Consider the following 16,333-nt stretch of genomic DNA (forward strand, 5'->3'; position numbering starts at 1 on the left):
GGTGGCAGTAGGCATTGAGGTTATGCGACATGGGTGAGCAATCATGCTGAATTAAAAGCTTTGTCGATTGCTGAGGCAGGGTATAAGTGAGTGGACACTTTTATAGATGGTGAAGCTGTCTGCGCTTGTAAACAAAGCGCTACATGTATAGATATCAGGCAGAAGGGCGGGGCGTACAGTATTGTTGCAGGGATTCTCTGCTTAATCAGACAATTCCTGTACGCGCATAGGGATTACAGCGGTGGTATGTCGTCGTCAGCCAGCAATTGCAGGTTGTTTTTATGACGCAGGGTTTGCCGTTCATTCAGGCGTTTTTGCGCAGGGCTAGGGAAGTCAGTAAAGCTGATCAGGCTGCGGTCAATCAATATGCTGATTAAGTCTTCCAGCACGCGTGCCAGCTGGATATCACTTTCACGGAAGGTGTGATGTTTTTTTAGCTCATCATCCAGAAAACACAGATATTCGGTATCTGCATTATCAATTGCAACCCAGTCCGCGGCCACTTGCGTATCTGGGCTTGCCGCAATAATTGCACCTTCTTTATTTTTTAATACGTAGGCCATTAGGTGTCATTCCTCGTCACTTGGCGTTCATTTTGATTATATTATGCAAGCAGAAGCAATAACCATGCCTTGCGAATGGGTTAAATGGCACCGGTAATAATGCCGCCGCCCAGGCAGACATTGCTTTCGTACACTACCACGCTCTGGCCTGGGGTGATTGCCCACTGGTGCTGGCCAAAGCGAATGGTGGCTTCTTCAGCATTCACCGCATCCACTTCACAAGGCGCATCAGGTTGGCGATAACGAGTTTTGGCCGCATATACCCAGTTAGTTTGAGGCTCTTCACCGCTGATCCAGTGTAATTGGCCTGCTTTCAAGCCATCGCTTTGTAGCAATGGGTGATCATGACCTTGTACGACAATCAATTCGTTATCCGCCATATGCTTGGCGGCAACAAACCATGGCTCGCCATTGCTCTCGCGGCTACCGCCAATTTTAAGGCCCTGGCGCTGGCCGATGGTGTAATACATCAAGCCTTCGTGTTCACCAACCACTTTGCCTTCAGGCGTGCGCATGATGCCAGGATGGCGTGGTAAATAGCGTTGCAAAAACTCCTGGAACGGACGTTCGCCAATAAAGCAAATACCGGTGGAATCCTTTTTTTCTGCATTGGCCAGGCCATGTTCACGGGCAATTTCGCGTACTTCACGTTTAAGGTGTTTGCCCAGCGGGAACAATGTTTTTGAAAGCTGTGCCTGATTCAGGCGCGACAAAAAGTAACTTTGGTCTTTACTGCCGTCATCGGCTTTGAGCAGTTGAAAGTTGCCAGGTTGAATCGGGTTTTCACGTACTTGCGCATAGTGGCCGGTGGCGATCAAATCTGCCCCCATACCCATGGCATGATCCAGAAATGCCTTGAATTTGATTTCGGCATTACACAGAATATCCGGGTTAGGCGTGCGGCCAGCCTGGTATTCCTGTAAAAAGTTAGCGAATACTCGCTCTTTATACTCGGCACTAAAATTCACGGTTTCGATGTCGATACCGATCTTGTCAGCCGCAGACACGGCATCAATCAAATCCTGGCGTGAAGAACAGTATTCGTCAGTATCATCGTCTTCCCAGTTTTTCATAAACAAACCGGTGACCTGGTAGCCTTGTTGTTTCAACAACAAGGCCGTGACGGAGGAATCTACGCCGCCGGACAATCCGACGATGACATGTGGCTTACTCATAATGCTTGGCCCAAATGCTTCAAAATGTCTAAAGAATAACGTTTACCTGCCAGGTAATCCTGCACACACAATAACACTTGCGGACTACGCATCAGCTCGCCTTCGGCGGCGATCTCGGCTTCAGATTTCCACACCGTGCGGAGTATGCCATCGTCCAATGCCTGCGCTGGGTAATGCGCGCCCAGCTTGCCAGTAAAGGCAAAGCGCAAATAGGTAATACCGTTGAGCGGATGCTGCCAGTGATAAATGCCCACCAATGCTTCAGGCGTGAAGTCGTAAGCGGTTTCTTCCAGCGTTTCACGGATCGCCGCAGCGATAATCGTCTCATTTTCTTCCAGGTGCCCGGCAGGTTGGTTAAAGCGGTTACCACGGTCGGTGGTTTCTTCAACCAGCAAAAACTTGCCGTCTTGTTCAATGATGGCAGCCACGGTGACGTTAGGCTTCCATTGCTGGGAGGATTTCGATGGAGTTGAAACGGTGGAATTCAAAATACGCAGGTTTCGTTAAAAGCGCTATTTTACCGCTAAGTGATTGATTGGGGGAGGGTTAATTTCGCTGTGTATGACTGATTTTCTATGCGGCTCCGGCAAGTTGCGGAAACAACCCGGTCAAGCCATGCGCGATAAATTCCACCGACATTGCCGCCAGAATCAGCCCCATCAAGCGCGTAACAATATTGATACCTATGGTGCCGAGGTAGTGTGTAATACCATCGGCGAGCTGCAGTAATCCCCAGATAAATAGTGCAATGAGGGCAATCGGTAGCATCAGGCTGATGTGCCCCCAAAAGCCGGGATGCTGTTGCGCGGTAAGAATCATGCTGGAAATAGCCCCTGGCCCGGCCAGTAGCGGGATGCTGAGCGGCACAATTGCAATTACCTCACGCTCGCTCAAGTCTTGTGCTTCTTCGGCGGTTTGGCGTGTGCCGCTTTGTTTGCCATGCATCATCGAGATCGAAATCAGCAGGAGTAAGATGCCGCCGCCGACTTGAAACGAGGGAATGGTGATGCCGAAGAAATCCAGAATCAGGTCACCAATAAAAGCGGAGACACCTAATACAATCATGACGGTGATCGCTACCGTGCGTGCGGTGCGCGCCCGTTCAGCCTTGCTCCAGCCGCTGGTGGCGCTGATAAAGATCGGCAGGCTGCCAATCGGATTGACAATGGCGATGAGGGCAATTGCGACTTTGAGCAGGTAGGCGTATTCAGTCATGGCCGGTAAGAATGTTAAGGTGCTCAAAGCTTGCCTGAAAACAATAGCCTTGGCAAATGACCAAGGCGATGCATTTAGGCTGGGCGTTTTTCGAAGAAGGTAATCGGCTGTGGTGGTGCAATCTGCAGGATATGTTTGCGCACTTTGCCCATCACATGCATTTCGCATGGTTTGCAGTCAAATTTGAGCGTATAGCGATCGTTGCCGCTGATAAGCGTCATTGGCTCCGCCGTGACAGTGCCTTGTACGCCAATCACGCCTTTAGCCTCTTTAGGGCACAAGCCATGGCTAAAGCGCAAACAGTGTTTGGTGATCATGACCGGCACTTCGTCCAGTTCTTCATTGGCTTCATAAGCGCTGGCGATCAGTTTGACACCGTGCTTGTGATAAAAGTCGCGTGCTTTCTGGTTGTAGACGTTGGCCAGGTAGCTCAGGCTATCTTGCGGGTAAATGGCTGATGGTTCGGCTGCAGCGCGTAGTGGCGGGCGCTCATAGCCCATGGTTCTTATTTCCAGCAGTTGTTCAACAGCATCGCGGCGTAATTGATTGACCACAGAGGCAGGCAAGAACCAGAATTGAGTGAGCTCCAGGCTGATTTCTCTGGCAACAAAGTCGGTATTGCCTAGTTTGGCTAGATTCTCCCTGAGCGAGGCTTCGGCTTTTTGCGTGTCGTTAGCAAGCTGTTTCTCGGCATCGTATTGAGCCGTGGCGCTAAAGCCTTGTTCGTCATTCAGTGTGAGTGCAAAGCCATCTTTGGTTTCATAAAACACGGCATCCAGTGCGATTTTGCGTGTGGCTGAGTCTTTTTCCAGCAGGCGCATAAACGCATGGTCGCGGTTGCGATACAGTTGTGTATTGTTGCGGATATCCGCTGGCATTTCGTTTGGAAACAGGCGGTACGTGTATTTGTCCAGCGCCTGCACTGTGTTCACACGCAAGCCGACCAGCTCTTTATGCACATCAAAAAAGCAGACGCCGTCGCCATTGTGCAATGCAATATCGGTGGCAACATCGATAAAATCTTTACCGACTTTGCGTACTGTACCCAATGTTTCTCCCGAGAATTTTGGAGTATCAAACGCACCAATATCCGCCTGGCGGCCATTGGCAAAATAATCGGTGGCACTACGGTTAAAGGTTTTTTCCGGCTGCGGCGTGAAGGTGTAAGTAGCGTGACCGGCGGAAGATTTAGCATATTGCGGCATCTCTTCCAGAATTTCGTCCAGCAACTGGCGGTAATGCGCAGTGGCATTTTTGACATAAGGCAGGTCTTTGTAGCGTCCTTCAATCTTGAAGCTGCTTAAGCCCGCTGCGATCAGGGCGCGCAGATTGGCACTCTGGTCGTTATCTTTCATCGACAAATAATGTTTGTCTTTGCCGATGATGCGGCCTTTCTGGTCTTCCAGCGTATAAGGCAAACGGCATTCCTGCGAGCATTCACCACGGTTTGCACTGCGGCCGGTATGCGCGTGGCTGATAAAGCACTGGCCACTAAATGCGACGCAAAGTGCACCGTGGATAAAGTATTCAAGATTGGCAGTGGTCGCGTCTGCGATTTTTCTCACCGTGGCAATATCCAGCTCACGCGCCAGCACAATCTGGCTAAAACCTACCTGATCTAAAAACTGTGCTTTTTCAACGGTGCGGATATCGGTTTGGGTACTGGCATGTAGTTGGATAGGTGGTAAATCCAGTTCCAGCAAGCCCATATCCTGCACGATCAGGGCGTCGACGCCGCTATCGTACAATTGGTGCACCAACTGGCGCACGCCTTCAAGCTCGTTATCGTGAAAGATGGTATTCAGTGCGACAAACACTTCGGCATGGAATTTATGCGCATGCTGCACCAGGCGCGCAATGTCCTGCACCGTATTCGGCGCCTTGGCGCGCGCACCAAAGGCCGGGCCGCCGATATAGACCGCATCGGCGCCGTGATTAATGGCTTCAATACCGTAATCGGCATTTTTGGCCGGGGCGAGCAGTTCGAGATGTTTGCGGGTTTTTTGCATGGATTATGCATATAAATCAATAAGATGCGAACTATATCACAAAGCGGCGTTTGACAGGTGAAGGTTGAGGTGTTACCTTGGTAACACTTTTGTATATGAAAGGCCCTGCAATGGCTACAACCAGTTTAAAGCTTTCGGAAGAACTTAAAGAGCGCGTGGCGAAACTTGCAGAAGCGAGTGGCAAAAGTGCGCATGCATTCATGGTGGATGCGATCGCGACGGAGGCTCAGCGCATCGAAGAAGATCAAGCATTTTTGGCGCGTGCAGAAGCTTCGCTCAAACATTACAAAGAAACTGGTATTTCTTACGCTGCAGAGGATGTGCATGCTTACATCTATGCAAAGCTCAAGGGTGAACCACTGCCAGCGCTTATCCCGGTAAGAGATAAGAAATAATGGTTGCTAAAGCCGCACTTGAATACTCGTTAGAGTCACAAAGTGACCTTCTCAGATTAAGTCTTTTTCTGTTTGAAAAAGATCCAGAAGCGGCCTTGGACGTATTTGAAATTATCAAAAGTGCGATAGCAATGCTTGCAGACCACCCGTTGGCCGGCCGTTTAGTCGGACTTGCATTGAGAGAGCTAGTGATTTCTCACGGAAGGACTGGATATGTGGCCAGCTACCATTACGACAGGCTGGAACATAAAGTACTCATTCTTGCGATCAAACACCAGCGGGAAAATGATTATCATTAGTCGCATGCACATGGTGTTACCTACTGCCGCTCAAGTCATGGAACTCAAAGCTCTTGAAAAATAATAGCCAGCCTTTATCAAATCAACTTCTTCTGTCTCGCTCCCTGCAAGCCGTCTGGCATCCTTGCACGCAAATGAAACACCACGAACGTTACCCGCTGGTGCCTATCGCCCGCGGCGAAAGTGCATGGCTGTTCGATAGCGAAGGCAAAGCTTATCTGGATGCGGTGAGTAGCTGGTGGGTGAATCTGTTTGGGCATAATCAGCCGGTGATTAAAGATGCGATCAAAGCGCAGCTTGATCAGTTGGAGCACGTGATGCTGGCCGGGTTTACACATGCGCCCGTCGTTGAGTTGTCAGAAAAACTTGCCGCGTTAACCGGCTTGGGCCACGCGTTTTATGGCTCAGACGGCGCCAGTGCTACCGAAATTGCACTGAAGATGAGTTTTCATTACTGGCGCAATATCGGGCAGCCGCAAAAAACCAAATTTATCAGCCTGCAAAACAGTTACCACGGCGAGACCTTGGGAGCGCTTAGTGTCACTGATGTAGCGATTTTTAAAGATACCTATGCGCCATTGATTCTGCAATCGGCGCAAATGCCGAGTCCGGATAGTCGTTTGGCTGAAGCAAGCGAGTCAGACGAGGCTTACGCTTTACGTTGTGCTGAAGCGCTGGAAGCCTATGTTGCTGAGCATCATGCCGAATTAGCCGCGTTTATTATTGAGCCGCTGGTACAAGGTGCTGCGGGCATGGCAATGTATCACCCGGTCTATTTGCAGCGGGCGCGTGAAATTTGCAGCTGTTACCAGGTGCATATCATCGCCGACGAAATCGCCGTCGGTTTTGGCCGCACCGGCACCTTGTTTGCATGTGAGCAAGCGGGTGAGCGCGTGAGTGATATTGCGGATTTTATTTGTCTCTCAAAAGGCATTACCGGCGGTTATTTGCCGTTGTCGGTAGTGCTGACGACTGATAAAGTCTATCAGGCCTTTTATCACGACCAGACGGTAAAAGGTTTTTTGCATAGCCATAGCTATACGGGTAACCCGCTGGCGTGCAGTGCTGCACTGGCGACATTGCAATTATTTGAGGCATCTGATGTGCTGGCGCATAACCGTGTGACAGCGCAGGCATTGCTGGCTGGCGTTGAAGGCTATGGTTTTAGCATGCATCATGTGCGCCAGCGTGGCATGATCACGGCGTTTGAAGTCACTACAAAAAATCCACAGTTTGCGCGCGACTGCTATGCCGCGGCGCTCAAACATGGCTTGCTATTACGGCCGATTGGTAACACCGTGTACTGGATGCCGCCTTACTGCATGACAGCACAAGATATCCACCACCTGATACAAACGACACGTGCTGCCGTTGAGGAGAGCATGTAAATGCGCTGGTTACTGGTTGTGTGCAGTTGTTGGGTGGCTTTGGCCCAGGCCGCCTTACCAATCAACTTGCAGGAGGCATTAAGCAAAGCACAATTACCCGCCGATAGCGTGGCCATTGTGGTGCAACCGCTGGATGGTACTGCGCCGCTGATTAGCCACAATGCGACCAAAGCCATGAACCCGGCCAGTGTGATGAAATTGGTGACCACCTATGCGGCGCTGGAAGCACTGACACCTGCCTACCGTTGGAAAACTGACGTTTATCGCACTGGTACGCTGACTCAGGGGGTCTTGGATGGCGATTTAATCATCAAGGGTGCTGGCGATCCGGCGCTGAATATCGCAGAGTTCTGGCGTTTATTGCAGCAGGTGCAACAGCAAGGCATCCGCCAGATCAAAGGCAATCTCATCCTGGATTTGTCGGTATATGCGCCTGAAGTCAGCCAGCGGCCCGTGCTCGATGATGAGCCATGGCGTGCCTATAACGCTAATCCGAGCGCCTTATTACTGAATGGCCGCAATACCAGTTTCCGTTTTGCGGTCTCTAGTCAGGCCAATAAGCCAGTGGTACAAATCTCGCAAGAATTCGAGTTACCGCAAATCCGTGTAATCAACACCATGCAAATCCGTAAAGGCGCGTGCAATGATTGGCGTGGCGATTTGCGCTATAGCGTGACGCCGCAGGCTGATGGCGTCACGGTGGCCTTTAGCGGCACTTTGCCCGAGCAGTGTGATGAGCGCTATCTGGAACTCAGTGTACTCAATGACACGCAATACGTGTTTTTCAGTTTTAAAAAATTGTGGGCGCAGCTGGGTGGGCAGTTTAATGGGCAGGTGTTACTGGCACCGGTCACCGACGTCGCCACGCTGGTGACCACATGGTCATCGCCACCGCTGGATAGCGTGGTGCGCGATATCAATAAGTGGAGCAACAATGTGATGGCGCGCCAACTGCTGTTGACGATCGCGCTGGAGGCCGGATTTACCCCGGCAGATGAGGCGGGTGCGGCACTGGCACTGAAACAGGTTTTGCGCCAGAGTGGTTTGACGTTTCCCGAGCTGGTGCTGGAAAATGGTTCTGGCTTGTCGCGCAATGAGCGTATCAGTGCGGAACATTTGGCACATTTACTCGTCACAGCCTACCAGCGCCCGGTGATGCCGGTACTTATGGCATCTATGCCCATACTGGGTCTGGATGGTACCACCAAAAAACGCTTGGCAGAGGGGAGTAGCAAAGGCATGGCTTACCTCAAAACCGGCTCGCTGGAAGGGGTGAGCAGCATTGCGGGGTATGTGCAGGATATGGCGGGTAAGCGTTATGTGCTGGTGGTGATTGCCAATCACGCACGTGCTTCTGCAGTACGCGCGGTACAAGATGCCTTGCTTAAACAATTGATTGAAGGCCGTTAGCCTGTGTCTGATAATTTGTGGTTAAAAACGCGTAAAATAATGGTCGTTTTCTGGGAGTAAACAAGTGAAATCTGCAATCAAACTAATCGGTCTCAGCGTATTGCTGCTGGCCATGACAGGTTGCCAAGCGCAATCTAACTCGTCAAATACGAAGGAATCTGCACAAATGTCTGCCAATGTGACTGAATTACAAAAAATTGATACGGTGGTCGGTTCTGGTCGCGAAGCTGAAGTCGGTTTTAACGTCACCGTGCATTACACCGGCTGGCTGTATGACGCCAGCAAAGAAGACCACAAAGGCCAAAAGTTCGACAGCAGCCTGGACCGTAATTCGCCATTCAATTTCTTTTTAGGTGCCAGCCAGGTCATCGAGGGTTGGGATGTCGGTGTGCAAGGCATGAAAGTCGGCGGCAAGCGTACGCTGATTATTCCTTCGGACATGGGCTATGGCGCACGTGGCGCAGGTGGCGTGATTCCACCAAATTCGGCCCTAGTATTTGATGTTGAACTGCTGGGCGTGAAATAAAAAATCTCCAGTTTCGTCGCCATACGTTGTTGCAAGTTCAACAAATCTCGCTTACATACGTGATGTATGCCGCGCGATCTTTTTTTGAACTTGCGCCTAGTCTGGCTTAGAAACTGAAAATTTTTCCCGTTGTCGGGTACGTTTTTATACTTGTGAAATGAGAGTCTAAATGCAAGTCCAAGTGAAATGGATAGATGGTGTCAGTTTTGTCGGTGAATCCGAAACGGGTCATGCCGTGGTATTAGACGGCGCGCCTGAAAATGGCGGCCGCAATATTGGCATGCGCCCAATGGAAATGCTGCTGATCGGCATGGGCGCGTGTACGTCGTTTGATGTGGTGACTATATTGAAAAAGTCCCGTCAGCCGATTGTCGACTGCGTAGCAGAAATTCAGGCGGAGCGTGCCGACACGGTGCCTAAGGTGTTCACCAAAATTCACGTGCATTTTGTGGTGACCGGTGAAGGCTTGAATGAGTCACAGGTGGAGCGTGCAGTGAAACTATCTGCCGAGAAGTATTGCTCTGCCAGCATCATGCTGCAAAAGGCGTGTGAGATTACGCACGGTTATGAAATCAAAGCGCCAAGTTTTGAGTAACGGAGTCGCATGAGCATTCCTAAAGGCATGGTAGGCATTCGCCATGTGGCCTTGTTTATCAAAGAGCTTGAGTCTGCGATTGATTTTTATACGCGGATTGTCGGTATGCACATTGAGTGGCAGCCTGATCCGGACAATATTTATTTAAGCAATCATGGCGATGTGTTTGCCTTGCATCGCGTAGATTACAAAGCAGACCCATTGCAGCGACTGGATCATATCGGCTTTGTGCTGACAGATGCGCAGGCCGTGGATGACTGGTATGCGCATATGGTCGCCCATGGGGTGCGGATTACCGAGGCGCCAAAAAGTCATCGCGATGGTTCGCGCGGATTTTATTGCCTGGACAGTGTGGGGCATTTGCTGGAGTTTATTTACCACCCGCCTATTACACGCCATTTGCAAAGTGCATGATGTCTGGTGCGCGGGTACATTGACCTTGCCAGATAGTAAAAAAGCCTCCAATCATTGGAGGCTTTTTTATGGCTGCTTGTGCGGGCTTATTCGGTCACAAGCTTGATTGAAAGCGTTTGCTCTTTATCCAGTACATTGAGCAGGCGATCAATATTCGGGTGTTTTCCCGGGTGGTCTTCGGCATCCTCGGTGTGCTCGGCGTAAAGCGCCAGGCCTTCTACCGCCGCATCGGTATTGATCTCACCAAACACCTTGAACAGGTGATGATAGACTTTGATGGAGCCCTGGGTGCCTGGCTTGTTTTCAAGCACACCAACTGGCTGGTTGTTTTCATCATACAGTTCAATGCGTTTCACGTGATCGGCATTGTCCAGTGTGAGGAGGTTGTCACTAAATTTTTGCATGGTTGACTCTAGGTTACTACAAATCTTACAAGTGATACGCCGTGCGGGTCATCACTTTTGAGGCCAAGCGCATCGCCAGTTTGACCGGGGCAGGTAAGGCGGCACCGCCCAATTGTTCGGCTGTTTGCGCGTGGTGCTCTTCGTCTTCTTTCATCTGAGCGACAATGGCGCGCGAAGCATGGTCTTGTGCGGGCAGTTCCTGCAAATGGCTCTGCAAATGTGTTGAGACCTGATGTTCAGTTTCTGCCAAAAAGCCCAGGTTCCATTTGTCGCCCAGCAGGCCTGCCGTAATTCCCAGGCCAAAGCTGGCGCCAAACCACAGAGGATTCAACAGGCTCTTGCGGCCACCCAATTCCTGCATGCGCTGTTCACACCAGGCCAAATGGTCGACTTCATCCCGTGAGGCTTGTTTCAAGGCTTCCACATTGGCTGGGTCACGCGACACCAGTGCCTGGCCGCTATACAGTGCTTGCGCACAGACTTCACCGACATGATTGATGCGCATCAGTGCTGCCGCATGTTTGCGTTCACTCTCCGTGAGTGTCGAGTCAGCGCCGATGTCGGCTGCCGGATAAGGTCGACTGGCAATGGCCGGGCTAAACACCGTGCGCAGGCTCATATCCAGCACATTGATGGCTTTATCCAAGCTTAGTGGAGGTAGGCTCAATGGTGGTAAAGTCAACATGTACGCTTCCTTAGAGTGGCTTCTGCTTACCAAACTTGTTGGCTGGTAAGCAGAACAGGCATCATGGTTTGGCTGTGCTTACTTTAGCAGGTTCTTGCGACTTCTGAACTGGCAAGCCTTTTAACAAGTTCATGGCTTGCGTGAACTGGAAGTCATCTTTGCTGGCTGGTTCAATCGGGCCGCGTGTTTCAGCATGCTTCTCTTCTTTCAGCTTTTCAGCGGCTGCACGAGATTTTGCTTCATCCGCTGCTTTGCTGTCCACATTGCCTTTGGCATCGGTCGGGTTAGACAGGTGGCGTTTCAGGTCGGCTTCATGCAAGCTCAGGCTTGGATCAGAACCGTCATCTACCGTGATATCCGGCACAATACCTTTGGCCTGAATCGAACGGCCGTTAGGGGTAAAGTAACGTGCTGTCGTCAGTTTGATGGCGCTGCCGTTATTCATCGGCAGAATGGTTTGTACTGAACCCTTACCAAAGCTCTGGATACCCATGATGGTGGCGCGCTTATGGTCTTGCAAGGCACCGGCCACAATTTCAGACGCAGAAGCCGAACCGGCGTTAATCAGCACCACGATAGGTACAGACTTGAACTCTTCAGGCAAGTCTTTCAGGTAATCTGATTTGCCGCGACGCGCATAATCCATCGGCGTTGCATTCAGGCGCATTTTGGAATCGACTACACGGCCTTCTGTGTACACCACCAGGTCATCTTTAGGTAAAAATGCGGCCGATACACCAACGGCTGCATCCAGCAAGCCACCAGGATTGTTACGCAGGTCGAGTACCAAGCCTTTCAGTGGCGTTTTGTTTTCAGTCTGCAAGCTTTTCAGCGCTTTGGCCAGGTCTTCACCGGTGCGTTCCTGAAACTGTGTGATGCGGACATAGCCATAGCCTTGTTCAATCCATTTGTTTTTCACGCTTTGTGATTTGATAATGGCGCGGGTCAAGGTGAAAGTGAGTGGTTTGTCTTCGCCTTTGCGAATCACCGTCAACACGATTTTGGTATCCGGTGTGCCGCGCATGCGTTTCACTGCATCGTTAAGTGTCAGGCCACGCACCTGGGTGTCATCCAGTTTCATGATCAGGTCACCAGACTTCAGGCCTGCTTTGTAGGCAGGGCTATCTTCAATCGGTGTCACTACTTTGACCAGGCCGTCTTCCATGGCAACTTCAATGCCCAGGCCGCCAAACTCACCTTGTGTGCCTGCCTGCAGTTCTTTGTAAGCATCGGCATCCATAAACGTAGAGTGCGGGTCCAGGCCTTGCAACATGCCGGACAATGCCTCGTTGATCAGTTTCTTGTCTTCTACCGGTTCAACGTAGTCAGATTTAACTTTAGCGAACACTTCGGCAAATACACGCAACTCATCGATAGGCAGTTGCGACACGGAGGTTCTGTCTGCCCAGGCGGAAATGTTGATACTCACCAGGATACCTACAAACACGCCTGCACCCAGCAAGCTGAATTTTTCTAATTTGGAACGCATACCATGCCTTGTGTGATCAATTAAGCGAAGAATATTACTTTAATAAGAGTCAAGTTGCATCTGTTGATGACAGCCTGTTTGCAGAGAGTGGACAGAACGCTGTTAAGTTCATTTTCCGCTATTTCAATAAAATTGACTATACTCTTCACGCAAATAAATGTTTAGGGTGAAATATGCAAAAGCCTATCGTAGAAATTGAGTTTTGTACACAGTGCCGTTGGTTGTTGCGCGCCGCCTGGCTGGCGCAGGAGTTGTTGACGACGTTTGATACGGATTTAAAGTCCGTGAGCCTGGTGCCGGGGACCGGCGGTGTTCTTGAAGTGCGCTGTGATGGCGCCGTGATTTTTTCCCGCAAAGAAGCCGGACGTTTTCCCGAGGCCAAAGAACTGAAGCAATTAATCCGCGACCTCATCGATCCGGCGCGCTCGCTGGGGCATAGTGATACGCCAGTGAAAGGTACTGGCGAGTAAAGGTAGTGAGTAAACGCGTGCTGTGCAGAGAAGCGTTATTTTGACGCTTCTACTTCCATGCGCTTGGCGCCGTTATAGCGTGTGCTCCAGTAGCGTTCGTCCATGTTTTCGATACGCACTTTGGCGCCCGCTCTCGGGGCGTGAATAAACTGATTGTTGCCGACGTAGATGCCGACATGCGAAAACGCCGATTTCAATGTGTTGAAAAATACCAGGTCGCCGGGCTGTAATTCTTCGCGTTTGACGGTATTGCCCATTTCGCTAATGGTGCGTGCCGAGGGCGGCAGGGAAATCTGGGCAGCGTGTTTAAATACATATTGCACGAAGCCACTGCAATCAAAGCCGGTTTCCGGGCTGCGGCCGCCATATTTATAGTCAACGCCAGTCAGGCTCAGGGCGCGAATCATGATTTCTTCCACTTTTTCTGACCAGGAACCCGCAATGCCGGACTGGCTTTCCATCACTTGCTCTTGCGAGTAGCTGTAAGCGTTTTGCCAGCGCTTATCATCGCCGGGCGCGGCGACACTTTTGCATTGGCATAACAGCATGCTGACCAGTAAAGCAGCCAGCCGAATAAATGATTTATTCATCACAATCAAAGGCTTGGATAAGAGGATTTTTGGTGACACAGAAGTGACTACGGCCTAAACCTTGCCATACTTTAACAGCATGCGCAAGTTTTTTAGCCTTTTTGCTGCTGTTGTGGCTGCTTTTAATCGATGTATTTCTTGAAAAATGCTTGTCTGATTTATTCTGGCTCGTGGGATAATTAGCGTATGTCTTTACAGCAACAGGTCAGTTCCGCGTTTTTAGAGAATGGGTGTTTGGCGCAAGCCATGCCTGATTTCCGCAGCCGTCCGCAACAGCAGGAAATGGCACAAGCGATTGCTGAAGCCATTGAACAACAACAGCAATTAGTGGCCGAAGCGGGAACAGGTACCGGTAAAACGTATGCTTACTTGGTACCTGCCTTATTGTCTGGTGGTAAGGTGATTATTTCTACCGGCACCAAAACCCTTCAAGACCAACTGTATCAACGCGACCTGCCCGCGGTGCGCGAAGCACTTAAAGTGCCAGTGACGGTGGCCATGCTTAAAGGCCGCGCCAACTATATCTGCCATTATCACTTGCAACGCGCCAGCCAGGAAGGTCGTTTCCAATCGCGCGAAGATGCGCAATACATTCCCATCTTGCAAAGCTTTGCCGAGCACAGTACAAGTGGCGATAAAGCCGAACTGGTTGAAGTGCCCGAGCAAGCCACGGTGTGGCAACAAGTCACCTCGACACGTGATAACTGCGTGGGTCAGGATTGCCAGTTTTACAAACAATGTTTTGTGATGGAGGCGCGCAAGCAAGCTCTCGCCGCCGATGTGGTGGTGGTCAATCACCACCTGTTTTTTGCCGATGTCATGTTGCGTGATGAAGGCGTCGCCGAGTTATTGCCTAGCGCCAATACCGTGGTGTTTGACGAAGCGCACCAATTGCCGGAAGTCGCCGGCCTGTTTTTTGGTGAAGATATTTCCACCTCACAATTGATGGACCTGGCGCGTGATAGCCAGATGGCTTACCTGACGCTGGCCAAAGACTGCGTGCCGCTGAGTGAGGCTGTGCCGCCACTGGAGAAGGCCTGCCGTGATTTCAGGTTGGTATTCCAGTTTGAAGGTGCGCGCATGCCGGTGCAGAAAGCGCAATCATTAAAGAACTTTGATGATGCTTACCAACGGTTGCTGGAAACGTTGAGCACCCTGACCGCAGTGCTCGAAACACAAGCAGGGCGAGATCCTTTGCTCGAAAAATGCTGGCAACGTGGCGAGGCGCTGTTGGCCTTGCTTGAGGCCTGGTTAAAAGGTAATCATGCCAATCTGGTACGCTGGGTCGAAGTATTCAGCCAAAGTGTGCAATTACACGCGACGCCACTCAGTGTGGCCGATGGTTTTGGCAAGCAACTCAATGCGCAGCCGCGCGCCTGGATTTTTACTTCCGCGACGCTGGCGGTGAAAAGTGACTTTACCCACTACCAAGGCCAGATGGGCTTGCTGGCGGCACAGACCAAACATTGGCAAAGCCCGTTTGATTATGGCCAGCAGGCCTTGCTCTACGTGCCCTCCGGCATGCCTGAGCCCAACAGCAGCGCGTACACGGCGGCAGTCGCGGCCATGAGTTTGCCAGTATTGCAAGCCAGCCGCGGTCGTGCCTTTGTGTTGTGCACCTCGCTCAAAGCCATGCGCGAAGTGCATGCGCTGCTTAAACAGGCATTTGAAGAGCAAGGCATGGACTATCCGCTGCTTATGCAAGGCGAGAGTAACCGCACCGAATTGCTGGATAGATTCCGCGCCCACGGCAACGCCGTGCTGGTCGGCTCGCAAAGCTTCTGGGAAGGCGTCGATGTGCGCGGTGAAGCGCTGTCATGCGTCATCATCGACAAATTGCCGTTTGCACCACCGGATGACCCGGTACTCTCGGCGCGTATCGAAAAAATGAACGCCGAAGGCAAAAATGCTTTTATGGACTATCAATTGCCTTATGCCGTGATCACACTCAAGCAAGGTGCCGGGCGCCTGATTCGCGATGAGCAGGATTTCGGTGTGCTGATGATTTGCGATCCGCGCCTGGTCGATAAACCTTATGGGCGCCGTATCTGGCAAAGCCTGCCACCCTTCAGGCGCACCCGCGTGCAGCAAGAAGTGGATGACTTTTTTACTTACATCAACAACGCCCTGCAAGCATGATCACGATCGCCGCCCACGAGTACACACTCAGCGCCATACGTGCACAAGGGGCGGGTGGTCAAAACGTCAATAAAGTCTCTTCAGCCATCCATCTGCGCTTTGATATTCACAGCTCTAGCCTGAGTGAAGTGATTAAAGCACGGTTGTTGCATAGCAAAGACCAACGCATCACGGCGGAAGGTGTGCTGGTGATCAAAGCGCAGCAATACCGTACGCAAGAGGCCAATAAACGGGATGCAATTGCACGGTTGCATGAGGTTGTACGTGCGGCTAGCCACGTGCATGCGGTGCGCTATGCGACACGGCCGACGCTGGCATCGAAGAAACGGCGGGTAGCGGGGAAGATGCAACGTGGAGTGGTGAAGCAAGGGCGGGGTAGGGTTGTTGGGGATGATTGATAATAAGGTCATTCTTTCTACGTTTATTGGTAAGGCTGCTTTTCGCCTTCTCGGCGAGTTACTTTTCTTTGCTTGCACAAAGAACAAGTAACCAAAAGAAAGTGCACCCCAGCTGCCGCTTGTTCCTTGCGCTACTCGGTTTGCCGGGCGTCCATCGAAACTCGCCCTG

General features: G+C 51.2%; 19 protein-coding genes. 10 read left to right on the forward strand and 9 right to left on the reverse strand.

What is annotated here, in order from left to right:
- Nucleotides 1-233: 233 nt before the first annotated feature.
- The 5 genes from GQ52_RS07205 to GQ52_RS07225 all read right to left on the reverse strand — a co-directional run bounded on the left by GQ52_RS07205 (nt 234) and on the right by GQ52_RS07225 (nt 4,962).
- Entirely contained in the window at nt 234-563 is a 330-nt protein-coding gene (locus GQ52_RS07205) for a hypothetical protein (RefSeq protein WP_047516295.1), read from the reverse strand.
- An 80-nt stretch (nt 564-643) separates the two neighbouring features.
- Nucleotides 644-1,738, reverse strand: coding sequence for a tRNA 2-thiouridine(34) synthase MnmA (mnmA, locus tag GQ52_RS07210; RefSeq protein WP_019883394.1), 1,095 nt, complete (start codon nt 1,736-1,738; stop codon nt 644-646).
- Nucleotides 1,735-2,166 (reverse strand): NUDIX hydrolase, encoded by a 432-nt coding sequence (locus GQ52_RS07215; protein ID WP_019883393.1) that lies wholly within the window; start codon nt 2,164-2,166, stop codon nt 1,735-1,737. Before GQ52_RS07215 ends, mnmA begins: the two co-directional genes overlap by 4 nt.
- Nucleotides 2,167-2,311: 145 nt before the next feature.
- The gene (locus GQ52_RS07220; protein WP_019883392.1) at nt 2,312-2,953 is read right to left on the reverse strand and encodes a YchE family NAAT transporter; all 642 of its coding nucleotides are present in this window, start codon (nt 2,951-2,953) and stop codon (nt 2,312-2,314) included.
- A gap of 74 nt (nt 2,954-3,027) precedes the next feature.
- Nucleotides 3,028-4,962, reverse strand: a complete 1,935-nt coding sequence (locus tag GQ52_RS07225) for a U32 family peptidase (RefSeq protein ID WP_047516299.1) — start codon at nt 4,960-4,962, stop codon at nt 3,028-3,030.
- Between the two features lie 110 nt (nt 4,963-5,072).
- Between GQ52_RS07225 and GQ52_RS07230 the strand changes: the two genes are divergently transcribed.
- The 7 genes from GQ52_RS07230 to GQ52_RS07260 all read left to right on the forward strand — a co-directional run bounded on the left by GQ52_RS07230 (nt 5,073) and on the right by GQ52_RS07260 (nt 9,989).
- Nucleotides 5,073-5,357: a CopG family ribbon-helix-helix protein gene (locus GQ52_RS07230; protein WP_019883389.1), complete on the forward strand. Its 285-nt coding sequence runs from the start codon at nt 5,073-5,075 to the stop codon at nt 5,355-5,357.
- Nucleotides 5,357-5,656 carry a type II toxin-antitoxin system RelE/ParE family toxin gene (locus GQ52_RS07235; protein ID WP_047516303.1) on the forward strand — a complete coding sequence of 100 codons (300 nt, stop codon included), beginning with the start codon at nt 5,357-5,359 and terminating at the stop codon, nt 5,654-5,656. Before GQ52_RS07230 ends, GQ52_RS07235 begins: the two co-directional genes overlap by 1 nt.
- Nucleotides 5,657-5,790: 134 nt before the next feature.
- Nucleotides 5,791-7,044, forward strand: a complete 1,254-nt coding sequence (gene bioA / locus GQ52_RS07240; protein ID WP_047516306.1) for an adenosylmethionine--8-amino-7-oxononanoate transaminase — start codon at nt 5,791-5,793, stop codon at nt 7,042-7,044.
- Entirely contained in the window at nt 7,045-8,454 is a 1,410-nt protein-coding gene (gene dacB / locus GQ52_RS07245) for a D-alanyl-D-alanine carboxypeptidase/D-alanyl-D-alanine-endopeptidase (protein ID WP_047516309.1), read from the forward strand.
- A 112-nt stretch (nt 8,455-8,566) separates the two neighbouring features.
- Nucleotides 8,567-8,980, forward strand: a complete 414-nt coding sequence (locus GQ52_RS07250) for an FKBP-type peptidyl-prolyl cis-trans isomerase (protein ID WP_200884072.1) — start codon at nt 8,567-8,569, stop codon at nt 8,978-8,980.
- Between the two features lie 169 nt (nt 8,981-9,149).
- Nucleotides 9,150-9,575 (forward strand): OsmC family protein, encoded by a 426-nt coding sequence (locus GQ52_RS07255; RefSeq protein ID WP_019883384.1) that lies wholly within the window; start codon nt 9,150-9,152, stop codon nt 9,573-9,575.
- 9 nt (nt 9,576-9,584) lie between these two features.
- Nucleotides 9,585-9,989: a VOC family protein gene (locus tag GQ52_RS07260; protein ID WP_047516314.1), complete on the forward strand. Its 405-nt coding sequence runs from the start codon at nt 9,585-9,587 to the stop codon at nt 9,987-9,989.
- 86 nt (nt 9,990-10,075) lie between these two features.
- Here GQ52_RS07260 and GQ52_RS07265 read toward each other — a convergent pair whose 3' ends face one another.
- The 3 genes from GQ52_RS07265 to GQ52_RS07275 all read right to left on the reverse strand — a co-directional run bounded on the left by GQ52_RS07265 (nt 10,076) and on the right by GQ52_RS07275 (nt 12,567).
- The gene (locus tag GQ52_RS07265) at nt 10,076-10,393 is read right to left on the reverse strand and encodes a DUF2322 family protein (RefSeq protein ID WP_019883382.1); all 318 of its coding nucleotides are present in this window, start codon (nt 10,391-10,393) and stop codon (nt 10,076-10,078) included.
- Between the two features lie 25 nt (nt 10,394-10,418).
- The gene (gene coq7 / locus GQ52_RS07270; RefSeq protein ID WP_047516317.1) at nt 10,419-11,078 is read right to left on the reverse strand and encodes a 2-polyprenyl-3-methyl-6-methoxy-1,4-benzoquinone monooxygenase; all 660 of its coding nucleotides are present in this window, start codon (nt 11,076-11,078) and stop codon (nt 10,419-10,421) included.
- A 61-nt stretch (nt 11,079-11,139) separates the two neighbouring features.
- Entirely contained in the window at nt 11,140-12,567 is a 1,428-nt protein-coding gene (locus GQ52_RS07275) for a S41 family peptidase (protein WP_019883378.1), read from the reverse strand.
- A 173-nt stretch (nt 12,568-12,740) separates the two neighbouring features.
- Here GQ52_RS07275 and GQ52_RS07280 point away from each other — a divergent pair, with 173 nt between their 5' ends.
- Complete coding sequence (locus GQ52_RS07280; protein ID WP_047516320.1) at nt 12,741-13,037, forward strand: SelT/SelW/SelH family protein; 297 nt, start codon at nt 12,741-12,743, stop codon at nt 13,035-13,037.
- A 35-nt stretch (nt 13,038-13,072) separates the two neighbouring features.
- On the opposite strand, the gene GQ52_RS07285 is transcribed toward GQ52_RS07280, so the two are convergent.
- A complete protein-coding gene (locus tag GQ52_RS07285) occupies nt 13,073-13,627 on the reverse strand; it encodes a C40 family peptidase (protein ID WP_024930643.1) in 555 nt (184 codons plus the stop codon).
- 186 nt (nt 13,628-13,813) lie between these two features.
- Here GQ52_RS07285 and GQ52_RS07290 point away from each other — a divergent pair, with 186 nt between their 5' ends.
- Nucleotides 13,814-15,766 carry an ATP-dependent DNA helicase gene (locus tag GQ52_RS07290; RefSeq protein ID WP_047516323.1) on the forward strand — a complete coding sequence of 651 codons (1,953 nt, stop codon included), beginning with the start codon at nt 13,814-13,816 and terminating at the stop codon, nt 15,764-15,766.
- Nucleotides 15,763-16,164, forward strand: coding sequence for an alternative ribosome rescue aminoacyl-tRNA hydrolase ArfB (gene arfB / locus GQ52_RS07295; RefSeq protein WP_047516326.1), 402 nt, complete (start codon nt 15,763-15,765; stop codon nt 16,162-16,164). Before GQ52_RS07290 ends, arfB begins: the two co-directional genes overlap by 4 nt.
- The last annotated feature ends 169 nt before the right edge of the window (nt 16,165-16,333 follow it).

Origin of the sequence: Methylophilus sp. Q8 (genome assembly GCF_000800115.1) — a bacterium.
In the GTDB taxonomy this organism is placed as follows: domain Bacteria; phylum Pseudomonadota; class Gammaproteobacteria; order Burkholderiales; family Methylophilaceae; genus Methylophilus.